The 18,285-nt window shown below is 54.2% G+C and carries 15 protein-coding genes; 3 read left to right on the top strand and 12 right to left on the bottom strand.

Features of this window, described 5'->3' with window-relative positions; all coding sequences use genetic code 11:
• Nucleotides 1–54 precede the first annotated feature (54 nt).
• Both BLW59_RS08345 and BLW59_RS08350 read right to left on the bottom strand, forming a co-directional pair.
• Entirely contained in the window at nucleotides 55–999 is a 945-nt protein-coding gene (locus tag BLW59_RS08345; RefSeq protein WP_074697431.1) for an NAD-dependent epimerase/dehydratase family protein, read from the bottom strand.
• Nucleotides 999–1,991, bottom strand: coding sequence for a GHMP kinase (locus tag BLW59_RS08350; protein ID WP_074697432.1), 993 nt, complete (start codon nucleotides 1,989–1,991; stop codon nucleotides 999–1,001). Before BLW59_RS08350 ends, BLW59_RS08345 begins: the two co-directional genes overlap by 1 nt.
• Nucleotides 1,992–2,570: 579 nt before the next feature.
• On the opposite strand from BLW59_RS08350, the gene BLW59_RS08355 reads away from it, so the two are divergent.
• Complete coding sequence (locus BLW59_RS08355; protein ID WP_318258444.1) at nucleotides 2,571–3,236, top strand: Rpn family recombination-promoting nuclease/putative transposase; 666 nt, start codon at nucleotides 2,571–2,573, stop codon at nucleotides 3,234–3,236.
• Nucleotides 3,237–3,374: 138 nt separating this feature from the next.
• Here BLW59_RS08355 and BLW59_RS18125 read toward each other — a convergent pair whose 3' ends face one another.
• The 4 genes from BLW59_RS18125 to BLW59_RS08375 all read right to left on the bottom strand — a co-directional run bounded on the left by BLW59_RS18125 (nucleotide 3,375) and on the right by BLW59_RS08375 (nucleotide 5,360).
• Nucleotides 3,375–3,518, bottom strand: coding sequence for a hypothetical protein (locus BLW59_RS18125; RefSeq protein ID WP_318258445.1), 144 nt, complete (start codon nucleotides 3,516–3,518; stop codon nucleotides 3,375–3,377).
• Between the two features lie 169 nt (nucleotides 3,519–3,687).
• A complete protein-coding gene (locus BLW59_RS08365; protein WP_074697434.1) occupies nucleotides 3,688–4,149 on the bottom strand; it encodes a YaiI/YqxD family protein in 462 nt (153 codons plus the stop codon).
• Nucleotides 4,149–4,562: a peptide deformylase gene (locus BLW59_RS08370; RefSeq protein WP_074697435.1), complete on the bottom strand. Its 414-nt coding sequence runs from the start codon at nucleotides 4,560–4,562 to the stop codon at nucleotides 4,149–4,151. The genes BLW59_RS08365 and BLW59_RS08370 overlap by 1 nt, the downstream gene beginning before the upstream one ends.
• A 141-nt stretch (nucleotides 4,563–4,703) precedes the next feature.
• A complete protein-coding gene (locus BLW59_RS08375; protein ID WP_029543178.1) occupies nucleotides 4,704–5,360 on the bottom strand; it encodes a vWA domain-containing protein in 657 nt (218 codons plus the stop codon).
• A gap of 220 nt (nucleotides 5,361–5,580) precedes the next feature.
• Here BLW59_RS08375 and BLW59_RS08380 point away from each other — a divergent pair, with 220 nt between their 5' ends.
• Together BLW59_RS08380 and BLW59_RS08385 are read left to right on the top strand one after the other, a co-directional pair.
• Entirely contained in the window at nucleotides 5,581–7,095 is a 1,515-nt protein-coding gene (locus BLW59_RS08380) for a DNA methylase (RefSeq protein ID WP_074697436.1), read from the top strand.
• Complete coding sequence (locus BLW59_RS08385; RefSeq protein ID WP_074697437.1) at nucleotides 7,092–7,319, top strand: hypothetical protein; 228 nt, start codon at nucleotides 7,092–7,094, stop codon at nucleotides 7,317–7,319. Before BLW59_RS08380 ends, BLW59_RS08385 begins: the two co-directional genes overlap by 4 nt.
• A gap of 235 nt (nucleotides 7,320–7,554) precedes the next feature.
• Here BLW59_RS08385 and BLW59_RS17970 read toward each other — a convergent pair whose 3' ends face one another.
• From BLW59_RS17970 to BLW59_RS08415, 6 genes are all read right to left on the bottom strand, one after another.
• On the bottom strand, nucleotides 7,555–7,812 hold the full coding sequence (locus BLW59_RS17970) for a hypothetical protein (protein ID WP_217634612.1): 258 nt from the start codon (nucleotides 7,810–7,812) through the stop codon (nucleotides 7,555–7,557).
• 267 nt (nucleotides 7,813–8,079) lie between these two features.
• On the bottom strand, nucleotides 8,080–11,937 hold the full coding sequence (gene addA, locus BLW59_RS08395) for a helicase-exonuclease AddAB subunit AddA (protein WP_074697439.1): 3,858 nt from the start codon (nucleotides 11,935–11,937) through the stop codon (nucleotides 8,080–8,082).
• On the bottom strand, nucleotides 11,924–15,493 hold the full coding sequence (addB, locus tag BLW59_RS08400) for a helicase-exonuclease AddAB subunit AddB (RefSeq protein ID WP_074697440.1): 3,570 nt from the start codon (nucleotides 15,491–15,493) through the stop codon (nucleotides 11,924–11,926). The genes addA and addB overlap by 14 nt, the downstream gene beginning before the upstream one ends.
• A gap of 74 nt (nucleotides 15,494–15,567) precedes the next feature.
• Nucleotides 15,568–16,545 carry a phenylacetate--CoA ligase family protein gene (locus tag BLW59_RS08405; protein ID WP_074697441.1) on the bottom strand — a complete coding sequence of 326 codons (978 nt, stop codon included), beginning with the start codon at nucleotides 16,543–16,545 and terminating at the stop codon, nucleotides 15,568–15,570.
• Nucleotides 16,546–16,596: 51 nt separating this feature from the next.
• Nucleotides 16,597–17,382: a CheR family methyltransferase gene (locus BLW59_RS08410; RefSeq protein WP_074697442.1), complete on the bottom strand. Its 786-nt coding sequence runs from the start codon at nucleotides 17,380–17,382 to the stop codon at nucleotides 16,597–16,599.
• A gap of 232 nt (nucleotides 17,383–17,614) precedes the next feature.
• The gene (locus tag BLW59_RS08415; protein WP_029544861.1) at nucleotides 17,615–18,061 is read right to left on the bottom strand and encodes an Hsp20 family protein; all 447 of its coding nucleotides are present in this window, start codon (nucleotides 18,059–18,061) and stop codon (nucleotides 17,615–17,617) included.
• Between the last annotated feature and the right edge of the window lie 224 nt (nucleotides 18,062–18,285).

Consider the following 18,285-nt stretch of genomic DNA (forward strand, 5'->3'; position numbering starts at 1 on the left):
CAAGCGACCACCTCATCCACCGCTTCGCGGTCCCCCTTCCCCAAAGGGGAAGGCTTAGACCTCCTTCAGTACGTCCTGCACGGTCTTGCGCACGGCTTCGTCTGAGTTCAGTTCGGCTTTCCAGCCGGCCTGATGTATCTTGTCCAGGCAGTAGTTGAAGCGGGGCACATCCCCCTTCCAGCCGCCTTCGCCGCCAGTGTAGTGGTAGGCCACATCATGGAGGCCCATTTCCTCGCAGATAATGTCTGCCATGCCGGTGACGCTGGAGGCCCCTTCTACACCTGCGTTGTAGATAGTCACCCCCTGGGGCACCTTGTCCAGGAAGAACATGATAGCCCTAATGAGGTCTTTCACATAGATATAAGGCTTGGTCTGGCGGCCATCGCCAAGAATTTCCAGTTCTTTGGGGTTTCTCTTCAGCTTGTGGATGAAGTCATACACCGCCCCATGGGTAAGGTGAGGGCCTATGACATTTGGGAAGCGGAATACCAGAGTAGAGAGATCATTCATGTAGGAGTAGGCGCTGAGCAGGGCCTCGCTGCCCAGCTTGGCTGCGCCGTAGTAGGAGACAGGAGCAAGATTCGGGGTATTCTCATCCAGGAGCACATCCCGCTTGTCACCATAGACGGCAGAGGTAGAAGCGAAGAAAAGGCGCTTTACGCCGAACTCTCTCATGCACTGCAGTATCTGGTAGGTGGTAGTATAGGTGTTCTTGTACTCCACGGACGGATTCTCTGCACTGGCCCGGATGTCTGAGTTGGCTGCCAGATGAAACACATAGTCAGGCTGAATCTCCCTGAAGGCTGCCCGTAAGCTTTCTCCCTCAGAGGCATCCAGAGCGTAGAGGCTGAAATTCTCCTTGTCCTGCACCTGACGGAGATTGTCCTTGTTGCCCAGCGAGAAATTGTCCAGGCAGGCCACCTCATGGCCGTCCTCCAGGAGTGCCTCACAAAGATGACTGCCGATAAAGCCGGCACCGCCAATTACTAATGCTTTCATCAGTTTTCCTCCCAATACTTGTCGCCGATATACACCACGGAACTGCCATCATACTCAAAGGAGAAAGGGAATGTCTCCAGATTCAAGGCCTGGGCCAGACGGGGCTGCTTTTCCCTGGGGCAGTAGAACAGCAGGAAACCGCCGCCGCCAGCGCCCAAAAGCTTGCCGCCCATGGCACCGTTCTTCATGGCGCATTCATAGAGGTCATCTATGTAGGAGTTGGAAATGCTGCCTGCCAGCTCCCGCTTCTTCTGCCAGCTCTCATCCAGAATGCTGCCGAAATCCTCCAACTGCCCCTTTTCCACAGAATCTTTCATGACATGTGCCAGCTCACACATGCGCTGAAGATTTTCGGCTTTGGCTTTCTGGCTTATATTGCTCTTTTGTTCCGAAAGAATTTTATTGGCATCGTGCTTCAGCCCTGTATAGAACATCACCAGATTTTCCTGCAGTTTCCCCAGAGTCTTCTTGTGGGCTATCAGTGGCTCCACCCCCACCGTGCCATTGGGACGGAAGGTGATGAAATTCAGCCCGCCAAAAGCTGCCGCATACTGATCCTGCTTGCCTATGGGAGCACCGAGCTTCTCTATCTCTGTCTCGCAGGCTTCCTCTGCCAGGCGGGCCTTGCTGACGTACTTGCCCTGATAGCAGTACATGGTGTGCAGAAGACCCACGGTGAAAGAACTGGAGGAGCCAAGGCCGGTGCCGCTGGGAATATCGGCGGTGCTGGTAATCTCCACCCCGTTGATGTTCATATCTCTCAGCACGCAACGGAAGATGGAGTGGTGGATGTCATGGAGATTATCCACCAGCTCATTTTCGGAATACTTTAGCACCGTGTGTCCCTTCTCAAAATAAGGGTGCACGATAAGGTACACATAGCGGTTGATGGTGGTACTGAGCACGCACCCCCCATGTTCCTTGTAAAAGTCTTCCATATCGCTGCCACCGCCACAGAAACTGATGCGGAAGGGAGTCTTGGTGATGATCATCTGAATCCTCCTAGGGCCATCCTATAACAAATAGTTGGCAAATATTTATTTTGGACACCAAAATAAGCCAAGTGCTCAAAAATGCACTTGGCTTATACTTATGCCTATGAAATTACAAAGGGAAACTATGGGCGCATTATTCTGAATAGTTTCAGCTACGCGCCAGCTATGCCCCCCCTGTGGACACATGTCTATTTAAGTTGTACATAAAGGCGCCGGACATCATTTTTCTTTCCTGAAAAACCATATCCCAAACACTCCTTACAAACACATAGACACTTCTTGCAACTAGCTTTGAATAAGATAGCATATTTATTAATGATTTGCAAGAGTGATTCTTGGCATAGACAATCTTCCTTCCCCGCTGGTTTCATGGTATAATCATCATAGAAGGGAGACATCATATGAAGGCCAAACGTACATACAAAGATTCACTCTTCAGGAACATCTTCAATAGACAAGCGACGTCTGCAGCGCATCTACAAGGCGCTGACCGGGAAGCTCGTACCGCTGAGCGACATTAAGATCACCACCCTTCGGGGCACCTTTTTCGAGGACATAAAGAATGACATCAGCTTCATGGCTGGCAACCAGCACATCATACTCATGGAGCACCAGTCAACCCTCTCTGAAAATATGCCCCTGCGGATGCTATGGTATATTGCCAAGCTGTACAGGCAGCAGGTAAATCCGGATGCCCCTTACAAGAAGACCCGCATCCCTCTCCCCGCACCACATTTCTACATGTTCTACAACGGCAAGGACGATGCCCCGGCAAAGTGGACCATGCGGCTCTCCGATGCCTTCGAGGAGAATGAGAATACCCTGGAACTCGTGGTCGCGGTGTTCAATATCAACTACGCCAAGAACAGCGAGCTCCTGCAGAAATGCCACGACCTCAAGTGCTACAGCATCTTCGTTGACCAGGTACGCACCGAAGTGGCCGCTGGCAAGACTCTCCACCAGGCCATCGCCTCAGCTATCAAATACTGCAAAGAACACAACCTTTTGGCTGACTACTTCGCCAAGAAGGAACAGGAGGTTTTCGATATGGTTAGCTTCAAATGGGATTGGAACAGGGCTATGGAAGTAAGGGCTGAAGAAGTCGCTGATGCAAAGACTACAGAGTTTGTTCTAAATATGCTACGCGAACATGAACCCTACGAAAAAATATCTCGTCTCGCATCAACTTCAATGGAAAATGTCATAAAAATTGCCCATATGAATAATCTCGCTTACAACTAAGTTGAGTTCCCACCCAAAAAATTTCTTATAAAGCACACCGTTTGCCATTATATTTCAGGGTAAACAGTGTGCTTTATATTTTTCATGTAATAGGAAACAGCAAGATGATAAAGAAAACTACACTTATGATGGTCATTTTCATTCCTTCCCAAATGCATAAAGCCGAATTACATTTATGACAGGTTCTTCATAGGGGTGAACACTTCTTATAGCCCGCAAGGTGCTCTCCAGCTTGTCCTTGCGGACATTTACCTCTACCTTTAGTTCCTCTGCCTCACTCACGGTGCCTTCCTCTCCAATATATGGTCTGGCTCCTTTAAGCGGCCTCCATGTACCCTTGACGTGGGAATAAGAAAGGCAACTGTCATAATTGCCTATATGCCCGGCATCTGCTGATTGCAATGCCTTTTGCAAAGCCGGGAAATGAGATTCTGGTATGTATATCTCCAGTTTAAGCCAATCCATCGCTATTCCTCACCACCTCCAGCAGACGGGCAAGCCCCTCCACAAATTTCTCGTTATCTGCCCCGGTACGCCTGGCAGGACCTTTTAGATGCACCTTTTTCTTGGCGCGCCGGGCTTTTTTGGCCATGTGCCGCTCCATCAGCAGGCGGTCGATATTTTCGGCCGTATACCACCAGCCATTCTGATGTATGGCATAGGCACGCTTTCCCAAGGCCATAGCTGCCACACCATAGTCCTGGGTCACTACAATATCTCCAGCCTGACAAAGATTTATCAATGCCAGATCTACAGCATCTGCCCCGGCACCTATGATGCGTACCTCACTGTAATCAGAAGTCATCACATGATTGGTGTCACATAGAAGCGTCACAGGCACACCATATCTTTCGGCCACCTGCTCCGTCTGCCGTACCACTGGGCAGGCATCAGCATCAACGTAAATCCGCATCAGATGAGCTTCCCTTCCAGATGATCAAGCTCGTGCTGCACGATTTCTGCCTCAAAGCCTGTGAACTTCCGCTTTTCCTTGCGCCAAGCTATATCCCTGTATTTGACCTCAATCCAGTCGTGACGCTCCACTTCACGCTCCCCGGGGATGGAAAGGCAGCCTTCCGTGGCCTTATAAGTCTTGGGAGATTTCTTCACTACCTCCGGATTCAGCATAGCTGTGAACCTGTTTCCCTCGGCTATGGCAATGATGGCTTTTCGCTCCCCAATCATGTTAGCGGCCATGCCGACACAGTGTTCTCTATGGAAACGGAGAGTGTCCAGCAAGTCCTCAGCTATAGATATATCTTCTTTAGTGGCCGCCTCGGCCTTCTGCCCCAAGAACAGCACATCTCTCATTATCTCTTTTACCATAGTTCCTCCGCCCCTTCAATCTCATGCCCTTATTCATTCTAAGAATTTTAACACAACTATTATACAACACCACATAACAATTCTCTACCACCAAAGAAAGGGGCTCCCCGGCAAGTAACCAGGCAGCCCAGGCACAGCTTTTCAATTTTTTCTGCTGCGCCGCTTTGCATCCTCATCAATCCTGCGCTTCCAACTGGCTCCCAATGGCTCAGAGCAACACCTCACATGATGTATTGCCTCTTCCATTACCTCGTAGTTCAGTGCTGTTCCTGCTTCATCATTCTGATAGGTCACAGCCCGGTCAGCGTGAATGCCAATATGCCCGGCAGCTTCAATGGCATCTATATTTGCCCCCAGGAACAGGAACTCCCAGCCGAACCTTTCCTTTTGCCTCTCCACCATAGCCTTGACCTTATTGAAGGTATACTGGTGGCTGGCATTTTCCATGCCATCCGTGGTGATGATGAAGATTGTCTTCTCCGGCCTGTCCTCATCACGGGCATACTTGTGGATGTTGCCAATGTGGTGAATAGCACCACCCACAGCATCCAGAAGTGCCGTGCAACCACGGACGAAGTAGGTCTCCTCTGTCATCTCCTGCACCTTGTCCATCGGCACCCGGTCATGGAGCACTTCGCACTTGTCATCAAACAGCACAGTGGAAACAATGGCCTCCCCTTGTTCCTTCCGCTGCTTCCTGATGAGCGAGTTGAAGCCGCCAATGGTATCTGCCTCCAGGCCGCTCATAGATCCACTCCTGTCCAGAATGAACACGATTTCAGTTAACCCCTTCTTCATTGCAAACGCCCCCTTTTCTTTGATAGCTTTATTCTACCGAAGATAAGGGGGCGTCAGGTCGCCTGCCATGCGACAATTTCAATAACTCTAAAGAGGTGGTTAAACGACCAGCTTCCCCGATTGAATCCACCTTCAAAAATTGATAAGATAAACGCATAGAGAAATCTTGGACGCCAATCGGCACCTCAAACTAAAATGCGAAAATCAAGGATTTACGAATATGGATAAAACCTACATCGCCATCGACCTCAAGTCCTTCTATGCCTCCGTGGAATGTGTGGAACGCGGTCTTGACCCTCTTACTACCGCCCTTGTGGTCGCAGATGAGAGCCGGTCGGAAAAAACCATCTGCCTGGCGGCCACTCCCGCTATCAAGACCTTCGGTGTCCCCGGCAGGGCGCGGCTCTTCGAGGTGGTGCAGAAAGTAAAGATCGCCAACCGTCTCCGCCAGGCCAAGGCTCCGAAGCATATACTGGAGGGAGAATCCTGCGACATAAACGAGCTTCAGGCAAGTCCCGCCCTCGCTCTATCCTATATAGTTGCCAAGCCCCGCATGGCACTTTATCTGGACTACAGCACCCGCATCTATGAAATCTACCTCCGTTATATCTCTGCCGATGACATTCACAGCTACAGCGTGGATGAGGTCTTCATGAATGTGACGCCCTACCTGCAGACCTACCACATGACTGCTCACGAGCTGGCTCGCCGCATGATCAGGGAGGTGCTGGAAGAAACTGGCATCACCGCCACTGTCGGCATCGGCACCAACCTCTACCTTGCTAAAATCGCCATGGACATCGTGGCAAAGAAAATGCCCTCATCTGGCAAGGACGGAGTCCGCATCGCCGAGCTGGACGAGATGAGCTATCGGCAGAAACTCTGGTCTCATACCCCCATCACCGACTTTTGGCGGGTGGGCAAGGGCTACGCCAGGAAGCTCCGTGAACACGGGCTGCTGACCATGGGAGATATAGCCCGCTGTTCCCTAGGCAAAGCCACAGACTACCATAACGCAGAACTGCTCTACAAGCTCTTTGGCGTAAATGCTGAGCTGCTCATCGACCATGCCTGGGGCTGGGAGCCATGCACCATCGAGGCCATAAAAGCTTATCGCCCCGCCTCCAGCAGCCTCGGCTCCGGGCAGGTTCTGCTGAAACCATACCCCCATGATAAAGCAAGGCTCATAGTGTGGGAAATGACCGACTTGCTGGTGCTTGACCTGGTAGACAAGGGGCTGGTCACCGACCAGATTGTCCTCAATATCGGCTACGACATAGAAAACATGAAGCATGGCTACTGCGGAGAAATGCACGTTGACCATTACGGCAGAACAGTCCCCAAGGCGGCCCACGGCTCCGTAAATCTGGGCAGGCATACCTCTTCCAGCAAACTGATATTAGAAGCCGTAGTGGGCCTGTATGAGCGCATCACTCAGCCAGACCTGCTGGTGCGCCGTGTCACCGTGACGGCCAATCATGTGCTGGATGAGCGCCAGCTGACTCAAAAGAAGCAGGCCGCCCCGGAACAGCTTGACCTTTTCACTGATTACGCGGAAATCCGACAAGAACAGCAGCGTAAGGCTCAGGATGAGCACAAGGAAAAATCCCTCCAGCACGCCATGCTTGCCATCAAGCACAAATACGGCAAAAACGCCATCCTGAAAGCAACCAACTTGCAAGAGGGAGCCATGACCGTGGAACGGAACCAGCAGATAGGAGGCCATAAGGCATGAACGAAAATACCAGCCACTACAGCGACATCATACACCTGCCCCGCCCCACCTTCACCCAGCACCCGCCTATGCCCATGGAAAAGCGCGCCGCCCAGTTCTCCCCCTTCGCAGCTGTCGTGGGCCACGAAGAAGCTATCCAAGAAACAGCCACAAAACATTCAACAAAACTGGAAAAGCAACGGCATAACAGCAAAATAACCACAGCTTATGATGATAGCATCTAAACTGCGGTGTTTGCGCTGAACTATTCACATTGTTCCTGTATTAAGCAAGTCCTCAGCTATAGATATATCTTCTTGGTCAGCTGCATCGGCCCCTGACCCAGGAGCAGCACATCCTTCATTATTTCTTTTGCCATAGTTCCTCCGTACCTTCAATCTCATGCCTCTATTCGTTTTAAGGATTTTAACACAACTATTATACAACATCGCATAACAATTCTCTAATCCCCCCCCGCCCTTAGAGTCCCAAATAACGCAAAAAAGGTTTCTGCGCCCAATGGCGGGACACATATATGGGAAGCAAGATGCCCAAAATCGCAATTGGCATCCCCGCCTGCCAAACGTAGAAAATAGTCCCATAATCCCCCTCTACAATCGTTGAAAGCAAAATATCAGTAATAATAATCTGCACCAGCGGGTGCAAAATATAAATAGCCATGGAACGCCTGCCCATTTCCACCAGGAATGCTTCACTTTCCCTTACCAGCCACTGCATTATGCGCATCACCATTATGCAGCCGCCAATATTGCTGATATAAGCCAGCAGAGGATTTACTCCATACGTTCTTGAGGCCATATCAAAACTTCCATTGACGCAAACCTGCAATGCAATCAGAAGGACGGGCAGCAATACACACCAAGCAGATGAGAGGCAGGCTTGCACAGTTCCCTTCAAATATGCCAGGCAATGCGGCCTTTTTCAAGCACAGCCAGCCCCCCCTAATCAAACATCTGAGGAAACACTGATCTATTCAGCGTCTCCTTAACATTCGGCCATAATACCATTCTGCAGCAGATAAAGATAACATCTGTCCACCTGGCGCCCCAGCAATGCTTCAACCGATTCCCGATAGAGGCTTACCTGAGTCTTGTAGCGTCCTACAGCCTGCTCTCCTGTGATTCCCCTGTCCGTCTTGTAATCAACCAGCACCAGTTTTCCCTGCTCATCCTCAAAGAGCAGGTCTATGACGCCTTGCAGGAAAATAGTTGCTTCAGGGTCTTTTGCCTCTGGATAGAAGCGGCTGGCGGGCAGCAGGCGGCAGAAGGGCTGCTCCCGGTAGATGCTGCGGGCCTTGCGCAACATTTCACCCAGCGGGGAAGACAGGAGATTGACAATCTTTCCTCCGTCCACAGCCTGCCTTTCCCCGGGCTGGAAAATACCTGCCATTTCCATGTTCTCCAGCTGCCGACGCACGGCTGTGAAATCGGCGGGTGTGTTGAAGTCTATATGTTGCAGAGCAGTGTGCATGAGAGTGCCCCGCTCGGCGGGGGTGAAGGTCTTTTTCTCCTGCTTCTGCTGGAGGAAGTGGGGACGGGCCCATTCTTCTTCCAGCGCAGGAGCAGCCTGGCTCTGCTCTCCCAGCGGCAGCAGGGAGTACGGCTCTTCCCTGGCCTGTTCCTGCCAGCTGCGGGATTTCAGCTCCGTGACAGTAGCCTTGGCAGAAACCTGCTCCAGCCCCAGGCTGTCGTACTGCCAGCCCAGACGCTCCCGCACAGCCTCCCTGTTTTCTGTATCCGGCAGGGGTTCCCCTGCCTCCACGGCCTGCATAAGCTCATCTGCCAGCTCTTCAGCTTGCTCCTCCCCCTGCAGCTCACTGCCCGGAATAAGGTTCAATTTGAATTCTGCCCCAGGCTCCAGCTCCAAACCCCAGTCAAGGAGTTCCGGGGCAAGGCCAGCCAGTTCCCGCAATTTCCTGCCTGCCTGATGGCGGGCCACGGCAGGGAGAATCCAGTCAAAAGCGCATTTGGCGGACTTCAAGGCAGCTTCCGGCAGTGCAGCCTCCTCCCGGCCTACGCTCCGGCATAAGCCGCCCATGACCTTTTCCATGTCCTCTTCCCCGGCTTTCAGTACACCTGTGAGAATGAGCTTTTCCTTGGCCCGGGTCAGGGCCACGTAGAGCACACGCAGCTCCTCGGCCTTGGATTCAGCTGTCAGGCGCTGCTGTATGAGCTTCCAGGGCAAGGTCTGATACTGCTGCCGTCCAGCTTGGCTGCGCTCCACCAGCTGGGGACCGATGCCCAGTTCCTGATGGTAGAGGAAGGTGCCCTTGGCATCGCTGAGGTTGAACTGCTTGCCCAGGTCGGACACAAAGACCACAGGGAACTCCAGCCCCTTGCTCTTGTGGATGCTCATGATGCGCACTACATTCTCGCTGTCCCCCAGCGTGCGGGCCGTGGAAAGGTCCGTCTCCCGCTTTTTCAGCTCCTCGATGAAGCGCAGGAAGCGGAATAACCCCCGGTAGTTGGTTTTTTCATAGTCAGCCGCCCTGTCTGCCAGCATGCGCAGGTTGGCCTGCTTGAGGAGTCCTCCCCTGAGGCCCCCCACATAGTCGTAGTAACCAGTTTCCCGATAGAGCTTCCAGATGAGCTCCGGCACGCTGTGACTCACCACAAAGCTGCGCCAGGAGGCCAGCTTCTCCTGGAAAGCTGCCACCCTGGCAGACAGTTCAGGCTCCAGGCCGCTTTCCACTGCCTGGGCTGTGAGCAGGGCTCCATAGAGGTCTTCCTCATCAGAGGCCAGCCTGAGCTTGGCCAGGTCTTCCATGGCAAAGCCCCCCAGGGGAGAGGCCAGCACCGAAGCCAGGGGAATGTCCTGGCGGGCGTTGTCCACAATGCTCAAAAGATCCAGCATCAGGCTGACCTCGGGCGCCTTGAAGTAGCCCCCGCTGACATCGGCATAGGCAGGAATGCTGTGCTTGCGCAGGGTTTCCAGCAATATCTCAGCTTTCCCCTTCACCGCCCGCAACAGCACCGCAATATCCCTGTACATCAGGGGGCGGTATTTGCCCCCCTCGTAGACCTTGGGGGCTTTTTCTATGAGCTTCTCAATGCGCAGGGCAATCTGCTTGGCTTCCAGGGCAAAGCCGGTCAGTTCCTCTGCTTCCTCTTCTTCCTCATCTGCTGCACTCTCCCCGCTGCTGCCTGCGAGAATCAGGTCTATATCCACGCCACCTTTCATGCTCCCCTCTTCCTCCGGGAAATCTGCCCCAGGGTAGAGCTTTGACTGCTCATCATACTCTATTTCCATGGGCTCCCGGTGCATGACCTGGTCAAAGATGAAATTGACAGGTGCCAGGACTTCCTTGCGGCTGCGGAAATTCTGCCGCATGGTGATGAGCTCGTTTTCATCATTTTCCCCCGGCTCCAAAGGAAAGGAATCATACTGACGCTGGAACAGATATGGATTGGCCAGGCGGAAGCGATAGATGCTCTGCTTCACATCCCCCACGGTAAAGCGGCAGCGGGGGCGGGCCACCAGCGACAGGATGGCCTCCTGCACGCTGTTGGTGTCCTGATACTCATCCACCATGACTTCCACGTACTTTTCCCGGCACTGCAGCGCCGCCTCGCTGGGCACATAGCGGGGCACCTCTGCCAAAAGCCCCTCCTCATCAGCGCAGAGAATCTGCAGGGCATAATGCTCCAGGTCGTTGAAGTCCAGCACATTGCGCTCCTGCTTGGCCCGGCGCAGGGCTGCCATGAAGTCAAGGGCCAGGTCTGTGAACCGCCTGATGGTGGGTCCGCACTCTGCCAGCATGGCAAGGGTCTCTTCCTCGGTATAGCGGAAGTAATCCGTACCCAAAGCCTTGGCTGCTTCCTTCAAGGCCTTGTGCCTTGCGTCAAAAGTTTCCCTCAGGGCAGGGTAATCCTCTTTCAAAGGCTTATAGACCTTGGCAGAAGACAGCTTCCCCGGCTTGAAGGATTGGAAAGCCTCCGATAGGCCCTGCCAGTCCTGACCTGCCTGGAAAATGTCCTCAATGGCGGAGAGGGTAGTCTGAAGCACCTCCCCATAAGGGGCAAGAGCTGCCTCTACGGCCTTCCTGTCAGGAGTGCCAGCTTCCCGCAAGGCTCCCTCTTTCAGCCAGTGAGCAAATTCCCCGGCCTGGGCCTCAAGGTTCCGCCGCCCTTCCTCCAGCCTTGCCCAAAGCTCTCTTCCCCAGGAAGTTTCCCAGATACTCTGTCCCTCGGCAGCCTGATACCTTTCCGCCTGCTTCTTCAGCCAGGCCTCAGGCAACGGCTGGCTCTGGCTGAACTCATAGAGGCTCAGGACAGCCTTGTAGACTTCCTCATCCCCGTGGTCGTTGCCATAGTCATCCGCAAAGGCCAGGAATTCCTGCCAGCCTGTGCAAGCTGCCAGATATTCCTCCTCTGAGCCAAAACTCTCCCTCTCCGGTTCCCGGTAATGCTCCTCCAGCATCTCCTCCAGCACATCCCGCTTCATGAGCACCATTTCCTGCTCGCTGGCCAGACGGAACTGGGGGTCTACATCAATGGCTTCGATATGCTGGCGGATTATCCGCTGGCAGAACACATGGAAAGTGCTGATGGAAGCCCCCGTCAGCAGCACGCTCTGCCTGTCCAGCCAGCCGGCTTCCTCTGCCGTTTCTGCTTCCAGCAGCCGCGCCTCCAGAGAGGCACCGATACGTTCCCGCATCTCTGCCGCAGCTGCATTGGTGAAGGTCACCACCAGCAGCTCATCCACGCTGCATTCCCGCCGCAAGAGCCGTCCTATGATGCGGTCCACCAGCACCCGGGTCTTGCCTGAGCCTGCAGCAGCGGCCACCAGGATATTCCGGCCCCGCTCCTCGATGGCTTTCCTTTGGTCGTCAGTGTACTCCATTTGTCTTCCAATCCTCTCTTCCCATCAGCTCTGCCATCTTATCTTCCAGAACAGCTGCTTCCTCCGGCCTGATGTCCCTGTAGCTGCACCCGGGCAGGTTGGTATCAAAGCCGCACACATCCTTGAACTGGCAATAGGTGCAGGCGTTTTCTTCCTGCTTGCCATGGCGCAGCCTGTAGGGGCTGACAGCTATTTCTCCGGCGAGGATCCTGTTGCCCGTTTCCTTTAGGATATGCTCCACGTAGGCCAGCAGTAGTTCGAACTCCTGAGGCTTCTTCACGCTGTCCGGGGGCACAAAGGATATCTCCTCCTCACCCTTGCCCTCCTTGACCTTGGCAAAGATATATTCCCCCTGGGCTCCTGCCTCCAGGGCCTCGATGATTTCCCGGTCAGCCACCACCCAGCCTGGCATGCGCAGCTTCATCTTCACCTGCTTCTGCAGTTCCTCCCCGGAGAGCCTGCCCTTCTCCCTGCCCTTGATCAGGGGATTCTGGAGGAAAGCATACAGCATGCCTGCTGGCAGGCGCTGCTCCCCCTGCTGGGCCAGTAGTTCCTTGGCCACCAGCAGATAGGCCAGAAGCTGCAGCCGCAGGCCATAATACACCTCAAAGACATTGATGGCCGCCTGGCCTGTCTTGTAGTCTATCACCAGATAATAGGGAGCATCCGTCCGCACATCCAGACGGTCAATCTGCCCCTTGAAGGACAGGGAGTATCCCCCCTCCAAGGGCAGAGGCTTCATCCGCACCTTGTCCCCGGCTCCGCCAAAGTGTTCCTCGAAAAAGGCAGGACGGAATTTGGAGAGCACCGCCCAGGCCGTGAGCTGCCCCACTGCCCGCTCTGCCGTGGCCTGAAGCCGGCGCTTGAGGTGGCGGTAGTTGTCACGGCTCAGCAGCACCTCGCTCTGAAGCCTGGGAGCCAGTTCTTCAATGAGCTGATAGCAGATTTCTCCGCGCTGCTCCTCCGGCACTGCCCCCCACTCATTATGGTACTTTTCCCCCACCAGCCTGCCATAGCTGCTGAGAACTGCGTGCAGAAGCTGCCCCAGATCCAAAGAGCGGAACTTGTACTCCCTCCGTTCCTGCAATTTCAGGCCATAGCTGGCAAAATGGGCAAAGGGACATTTGCTGAAAAGCTCAAACTGGGTGACGCTGCCCCTGAGCCTCCCGCCGCTGAGGAAGAGCTGCCGGGCCAGTTCCGGTGGCAGGAACTCTGCCCGCCCTCTGGCAAAAAGTCCGGCGAGAGCCAGCTCCAGGGCGTCCTTCATCTCAGGCTGTTCCCTGGCCCAGTTGTATACATCCTGCCAGAAGGGCTGCATATTGCCCAGTTCCTTCTGGCCCCTGAGAGCGGAAGCCAGTCCGGAGAGGGCAGGTCCCGGGGCAGAGAGCAGCAGCTCATCCTCCCGCTCCACCGTCTCCAGAGGAATGGAAAGGAACTCTGCCTCCGGGAAGAACTTCCTGAGCCTTTGCACAAGGGAGGCCGGCTGAAGGCCGGAGCCTTCGCTGTCCGCCAGGGCATAGGACACCCAGAGATATTCCCTGGCTTCCGAAAAGCCACGGTAAAGCTGGAACCTCTCCCCAAAGCTTCTCTCCTGGCTGCCCTGGGAAATCGCATATTTGCCCTTGCCCGCCTTGGCTCTGGCCGCAAAGACATCGGCAATATGCACTCTCTCCGCATCTGTCAGGAGCCCCTGCTCCTTGCTGCGCCGGGGCATGATGCCCACATTGGCCCCCAGGATATAGAGGGCCGGGGTATTATCCAGGCTGTTCTGGTCAAAGGAGGCAAGGGTCACATAGTCAAGGCCCGGAGGTATCAGGGAGATTTTCAGGGCATCAAGGCCGGCGCTGAGCACTGCCTCGTAGTCCAGGAGCCCCATGGCCTCCCCGCCGCTGATTTCCACCAGCTGGTCGAAGAGCTCCATGCAGTCCTCCCAAATCTGCCGGTGCTCCGCCGCATCTGCCAGACGGCCCTCGGCCTCTGCCAGCTCCTCCCACTCAGAAAGGCGCTGGGGCACCTGCAGCTCCACCAGGAACTCATAGAGGGCAGCTGTCATCTCCCGCACATTCTTCGCCTCATGCAGCGCCTCGCCCAAATGCATCAAGGGACGGGCTGCCAGCCGGCGCAGGCCGTCCAGATAGAGCAGCCTTTCAGCCTCTTTTTCCTCCAGTTCCTCCTCCCCTTCAATGCTCCTGCGACGATGCCAGTTCCAGGGGGCTTCCTGGGTCCAGCGCCCCTTGCCCCGTATGCCGAATTCCAGCACGTAGTTTTCCAGCCTGTCCACATCGTCTCTGACACAGGGGAAGAAGCCCGTGCGCAGGCATCGGAACACAGACTCATAGCGCCAGCCCTGGCGCAAAGTCTCCAACGCCGAGCGCAGCAGCTCTGCCAGCGGATGATGTATGCTGGGGCGCTTGCCATCATAGAAATAGGGGATGCCATACTCCTGGAATACCAGCTGCAGAAGACTGTCATAGGCTTCGCCATCCCGCACCAGCACGCCTATGTCACGATAACGCCAGCCGGAGCGGGCCAGCCGCAGGATATCCGAGGCAAGGGCCTCCACCTCCAGGCGGCGGTTGGCTGCTTCCACCAGCCGCAAGCCCCTGCTATCCTCGCACACAACTTCCCCAGTGGCAAAAAGATGCTTTTCCAGGAAGGACAGGGCAGGAATTTTGGCCCTCTGGCCCCTCTCCAGCAAAGCCACGCCAAAGCTGCCGCCTCCCAGCCCGTGCCAAACCTCCTTCAATGCCTCCAAAGTCTGATAAGAGCGATGGAAAAGTCCCGTATCCAGTTCATTTTCCGGCAGCTTCAGATTCACAGCACCTCCGGGCAGGTTATGTCCTCCCAGGGGCAGAGTCACATGGACGGCAGCCGCCGCGGACATCAGGGCTCCCATCACTTCCATTTCCTGGGGATTGAAGAAAGTAAAGCCGTCCACCCAGATTTCCGCACCTTTCAGGGTGGTGGACCTGGGAATCTTGGCAGCCAGCAGGGCCATCAAATCCTCGCTGTCATTGGCGCGGCCCTGCATTTCCTCTTGAAAATCGTCCACCAGGCGGGCAATTTCCGTGAGCTTGCCGGAAAGGCGCCCCTTCCCCAAGCCAGCTGCCGTTTCCCGCAGGAGCTCTGTGGGCAGGCGGTAGCTCTTCAATTCCTTGATCATGCCGGAAAGGCTGTCCGTAAAGCCCCGCTGCCTGGCAGCCCGGGCAAAGACCGTCAGGTCACCTGCCTGCTGGTGCTTCAGCAGGAGCTTGCGCAGCAGCAGCTGACGTCCCACATCGCTGATGCGGGGCAGCCCCGCCCCCCCTGTCTCCAACAATACCTGACGGGCAAAGCGGCGGAAGCCGAACACAACTGCCCGCATGAAGCCGCTGCCATTTTTGGGCAGAGCTTCAGCCAGCAGGCGCTCCATCTTGTAAGTCATGTGCTCCGGCACCAAAAGCACCAGGGGGTCACCCAGGGGCGCCTCCTTGATGGCGGCGCAGATGGAATCAAGGCAGTATCTGGTCTTGCCCGTACCCGAACGGCCTACGATAAAATCTAATTTGGCTGTCATATTTCAGATACCTTTCTACAACGTTCAGCATAAAAAGGCCTCCCTCTGTGAGGGAGGCTCATATTACGAAGTTATCAGCCGAAGCTGAAAGGCGTGGTCACCCTTCTGAGGGTGCGCCCGCAGGAACAGGTCTCCTCAATCATGCTGACGGCCTGGCCTGTACGGTAGCGTATGAGGGGCATGGCCTCAGCCTGCAGGGAAGTCACCACCAGTTCCCCCATCTGGTGAGGGTCTGTCACCGGCATATCGCTGTTGAAGGCGATGATTTCCGGATAGAAGTAATCTTCCTGAATATGCTGCCCGCTGCGGGCCTCACACTGGAAGAGCATGCCTGCCGTGCCCAGCTCCGCCGAGGAGTACAGATTGAAAACCCTGGCCCGGGTGCGGTCCTGGATATGGCGCTGCATGGGGTTCTGTATGCCCGTGGGGGTCATGCAGATAATCTGGGTCAGGGGGAAATCAATGATATTCTTGCCCTGAGCCTGCAGCTGTATCACCAGCTGCATAATCAGCTGGGGCGTAGTGACAATGGTATCCATGCTCACCAGTTCCATGAGCCTGAGCCACTGACGATAATCAACCCCCATTGGCACCACCGTGGCGCCAATCATCTCCAGAGCATACTGCACATCCAGCAGGCGGCTGTCAGAGAGGTCTCCCTGCAGAGCCACCACTGAAGTATTGGTAATGCCCGCCCCCACCAGGCAGCGGGTCATCATCTCCACATTGTGGGCAATATCACCATTGGTATAGAGCCTCAGCAGCTCTCCTGCCATCTGCTGCATGTGGGTGAAACGCAGGATACTTGATATAGGCAACGTTAGGATATCCAGGGAGTCAATCTGGTGCAGCTCATTGCTGTGCAGGAAGGGAAAGCGGCGCAAATCCTCCAGGGACTTTACCTCCGCTGCTTTCACGCCGGCCTTGGCAAAGGACTGCTGGTAAAAAAAGCTCTTTTCCTCTGCCCAGCGCAACTGCTTCTGCAAAAGCCCCAGCTGCATTTCCTGCATGGACTCCCTATCCATTTGTTCTATATGTTGATTAGCATACATGCCTATAACACCCGCTTTGATAAATATTCTGGCTCTTCACCAGAAACACCATCACAGAGGTCTCTGATAGAAGAAAGGCTGGAAGCTGGTGTAGCCAAGCTTGCGGAAGTTCAGGATGGCTTCCGTAGCTCCCACAAAGAGGATGCCTCCAGGCTTCAGGGCTTGGAAGAAGTTCGCATAAAGCTGGTCCTTGGCTTCCTCTGTGAAATAAATGACCACATTGCGGCAGAGAATCAGGTCAAACCCATTCTCGAACTTGTCTTTCAGCAGGTTATGGCGCTTGAACTCGATACATGACTTGATGTCGCTGTTGACGGCGAACTTGTCACCGTCTACCTTGGAAAAATACTTGTTCAGGCGGTCCTTGGACATGCTCTTGATTTCGCCCTCATTGTAGACACCGCGCTTGGCCTTGGCCAGGATTTCAATATCCAGGTCGCTGGCCAGTATCCTGTGGCGCACATTCGGGGTCATTTCCTTCATGATGATAGCCAGGGAATAAGGCTCCGCCCCAATGGAGCAGCCTGCGCTCCAGATATTGAGCTTCGGAGAGCGCTTCAAGAGGTCGGGAATGACGTCCGTTTCCAGCTTGCCGAACTTCTCCGGCGTGCGGAAGAACTCTGACACGTTGATGGTCAGGTATTCTATGAAAGCCGCAAAATCATCCTTGTTCTTGGCTGCATTGTCGAAGTACTCGCAGAAAGAGTCCATACCGGCTCTCGTAACCAGATTGCCGATGCGCCTCTTCATCTGAGGCTCTTTATAGAGATCGAGGTCAATTTCCGTTTTCGCCTTGAGCTTCTGCTTAAAGCCAGCCCAGTCCTTATCATCCATCATAGCGGTCTTACCTCCCAATGTCAAATTTCACTGTAAAATCATGGTGAATCAAGCTCGCAGAGCACAGATGAACTTAGATTGCGTGTAAGGACATAATGCGAAGCAGCTGCTTCGCACGAAGTATTTTGCTTGTGTGTGTTAATTCCCCTTCCCCCTGCTTAAATCCTTCTTTTTAGAAAAAAATAGTCCCAGATATTGTATATATCCAGGACTATCATCAAATATTTGCTTTTTACTCAATATCAAAGATTGTACGGTTGGCGTCTTTGGAAACCTTGGGCAGCACGATATGCAGGATGCCGTTGTCAAAAGCCACGCTGACAGAGTCCTTGTCAATGCCGTCAATCTTGAAGACGCGCTCAAACTCCCCTGTGCGGCGCTCGCGGCAGAGATACTTCACATCCTCGGGTTCCAGCTCCGAACGCTCTGCCTTGATGCGCAGATAGCCTTCCTCATCATAGGAAACAGTGATCTGCTCCTTGCGGAAGCCCGGCAACTCACCAAAGAGCTCATAGGCAGCCTCTGTATCAATGACATCCACCCGGAAAGAAGCGAAGGCACCGCTGACCCTGCCCATGGGGTTGCCCGGCTGGTCAGCCATGAACTCCAACAGGCGCTCTACGGCCTCCTGGCCCTTTCCCACATTCTCTTTGAGATTGAAAGGTACTGTACGGAACATATTCATCCCTCCATCAACAGAAGAAACTATCCATGTCTTACCTGTACTGCTGTATACAATTATACAGCAGGCACAGGCTTTTGTCACCGTGAATTCAAAACCGCCGTACCATCAAAGAAACACTTTTTTGTCCATTCACAAATTTTTTTCTCTGAAACAAGGAAAAAAACCGAATTCTGTCGTATAATAATAAATGAAGTTTATGTTGAAAAGAGGTGACTCTA

The organism is Selenomonas sp. KH1T6 (assembly GCF_900108415.1).
GTDB classification, from domain to species: Bacteria; Bacillota; Negativicutes; order Selenomonadales; family Selenomonadaceae; genus Selenomonas_B; species Selenomonas_B ruminantium_A.

Coding starts and splice junctions, on each gene's coding strand:
- BLW59_RS08405 (WP_074697441.1), bottom strand. CDS start 16,545: ATGTATGCTAATCAACATATAGAACAAATGGATAGGGAGTCCATGCAG.
- BLW59_RS08415 (WP_029544861.1), bottom strand. CDS start 18,061: ATGTTCCGTACAGTACCTTTCAATCTCAAAGAGAATGTGGGAAAGGGC.
- BLW59_RS08385 (WP_074697437.1), top strand. CDS start 7,092: ATGAACGAAAATACCAGCCACTACAGCGACATCATACACCTGCCCCGC.
- BLW59_RS08350 (WP_074697432.1), bottom strand. CDS start 1,991: ATGATCATCACCAAGACTCCCTTCCGCATCAGTTTCTGTGGCGGTGGC.
- BLW59_RS08375 (WP_029543178.1), bottom strand. CDS start 5,360: ATGAAGAAGGGGTTAACTGAAATCGTGTTCATTCTGGACAGGAGTGGA.
- BLW59_RS08380 (WP_074697436.1), top strand. CDS start 5,581: ATGGATAAAACCTACATCGCCATCGACCTCAAGTCCTTCTATGCCTCC.
- addB (WP_074697440.1), bottom strand. CDS start 15,493: ATGACAGCCAAATTAGATTTTATCGTAGGCCGTTCGGGTACGGGCAAG.
- BLW59_RS17970 (WP_217634612.1), bottom strand. CDS start 7,812: ATGCAGTGGCTGGTAAGGGAAAGTGAAGCATTCCTGGTGGAAATGGGC.
- addA (WP_074697439.1), bottom strand. CDS start 11,937: ATGGAGTACACTGACGACCAAAGGAAAGCCATCGAGGAGCGGGGCCGG.
- BLW59_RS08355 (WP_318258444.1), top strand. CDS start 2,571: ATGGCTGGCAACCAGCACATCATACTCATGGAGCACCAGTCAACCCTC.
- BLW59_RS08345 (WP_074697431.1), bottom strand. CDS start 999: ATGAAAGCATTAGTAATTGGCGGTGCCGGCTTTATCGGCAGTCATCTT.
- BLW59_RS08365 (WP_074697434.1), bottom strand. CDS start 4,149: ATGCGGATTTACGTTGATGCTGATGCCTGCCCAGTGGTACGGCAGACG.
- BLW59_RS08410 (WP_074697442.1), bottom strand. CDS start 17,382: ATGATGGATGATAAGGACTGGGCTGGCTTTAAGCAGAAGCTCAAGGCG.
- BLW59_RS08370 (WP_074697435.1), bottom strand. CDS start 4,562: ATGGTAAAAGAGATAATGAGAGATGTGCTGTTCTTGGGGCAGAAGGCC.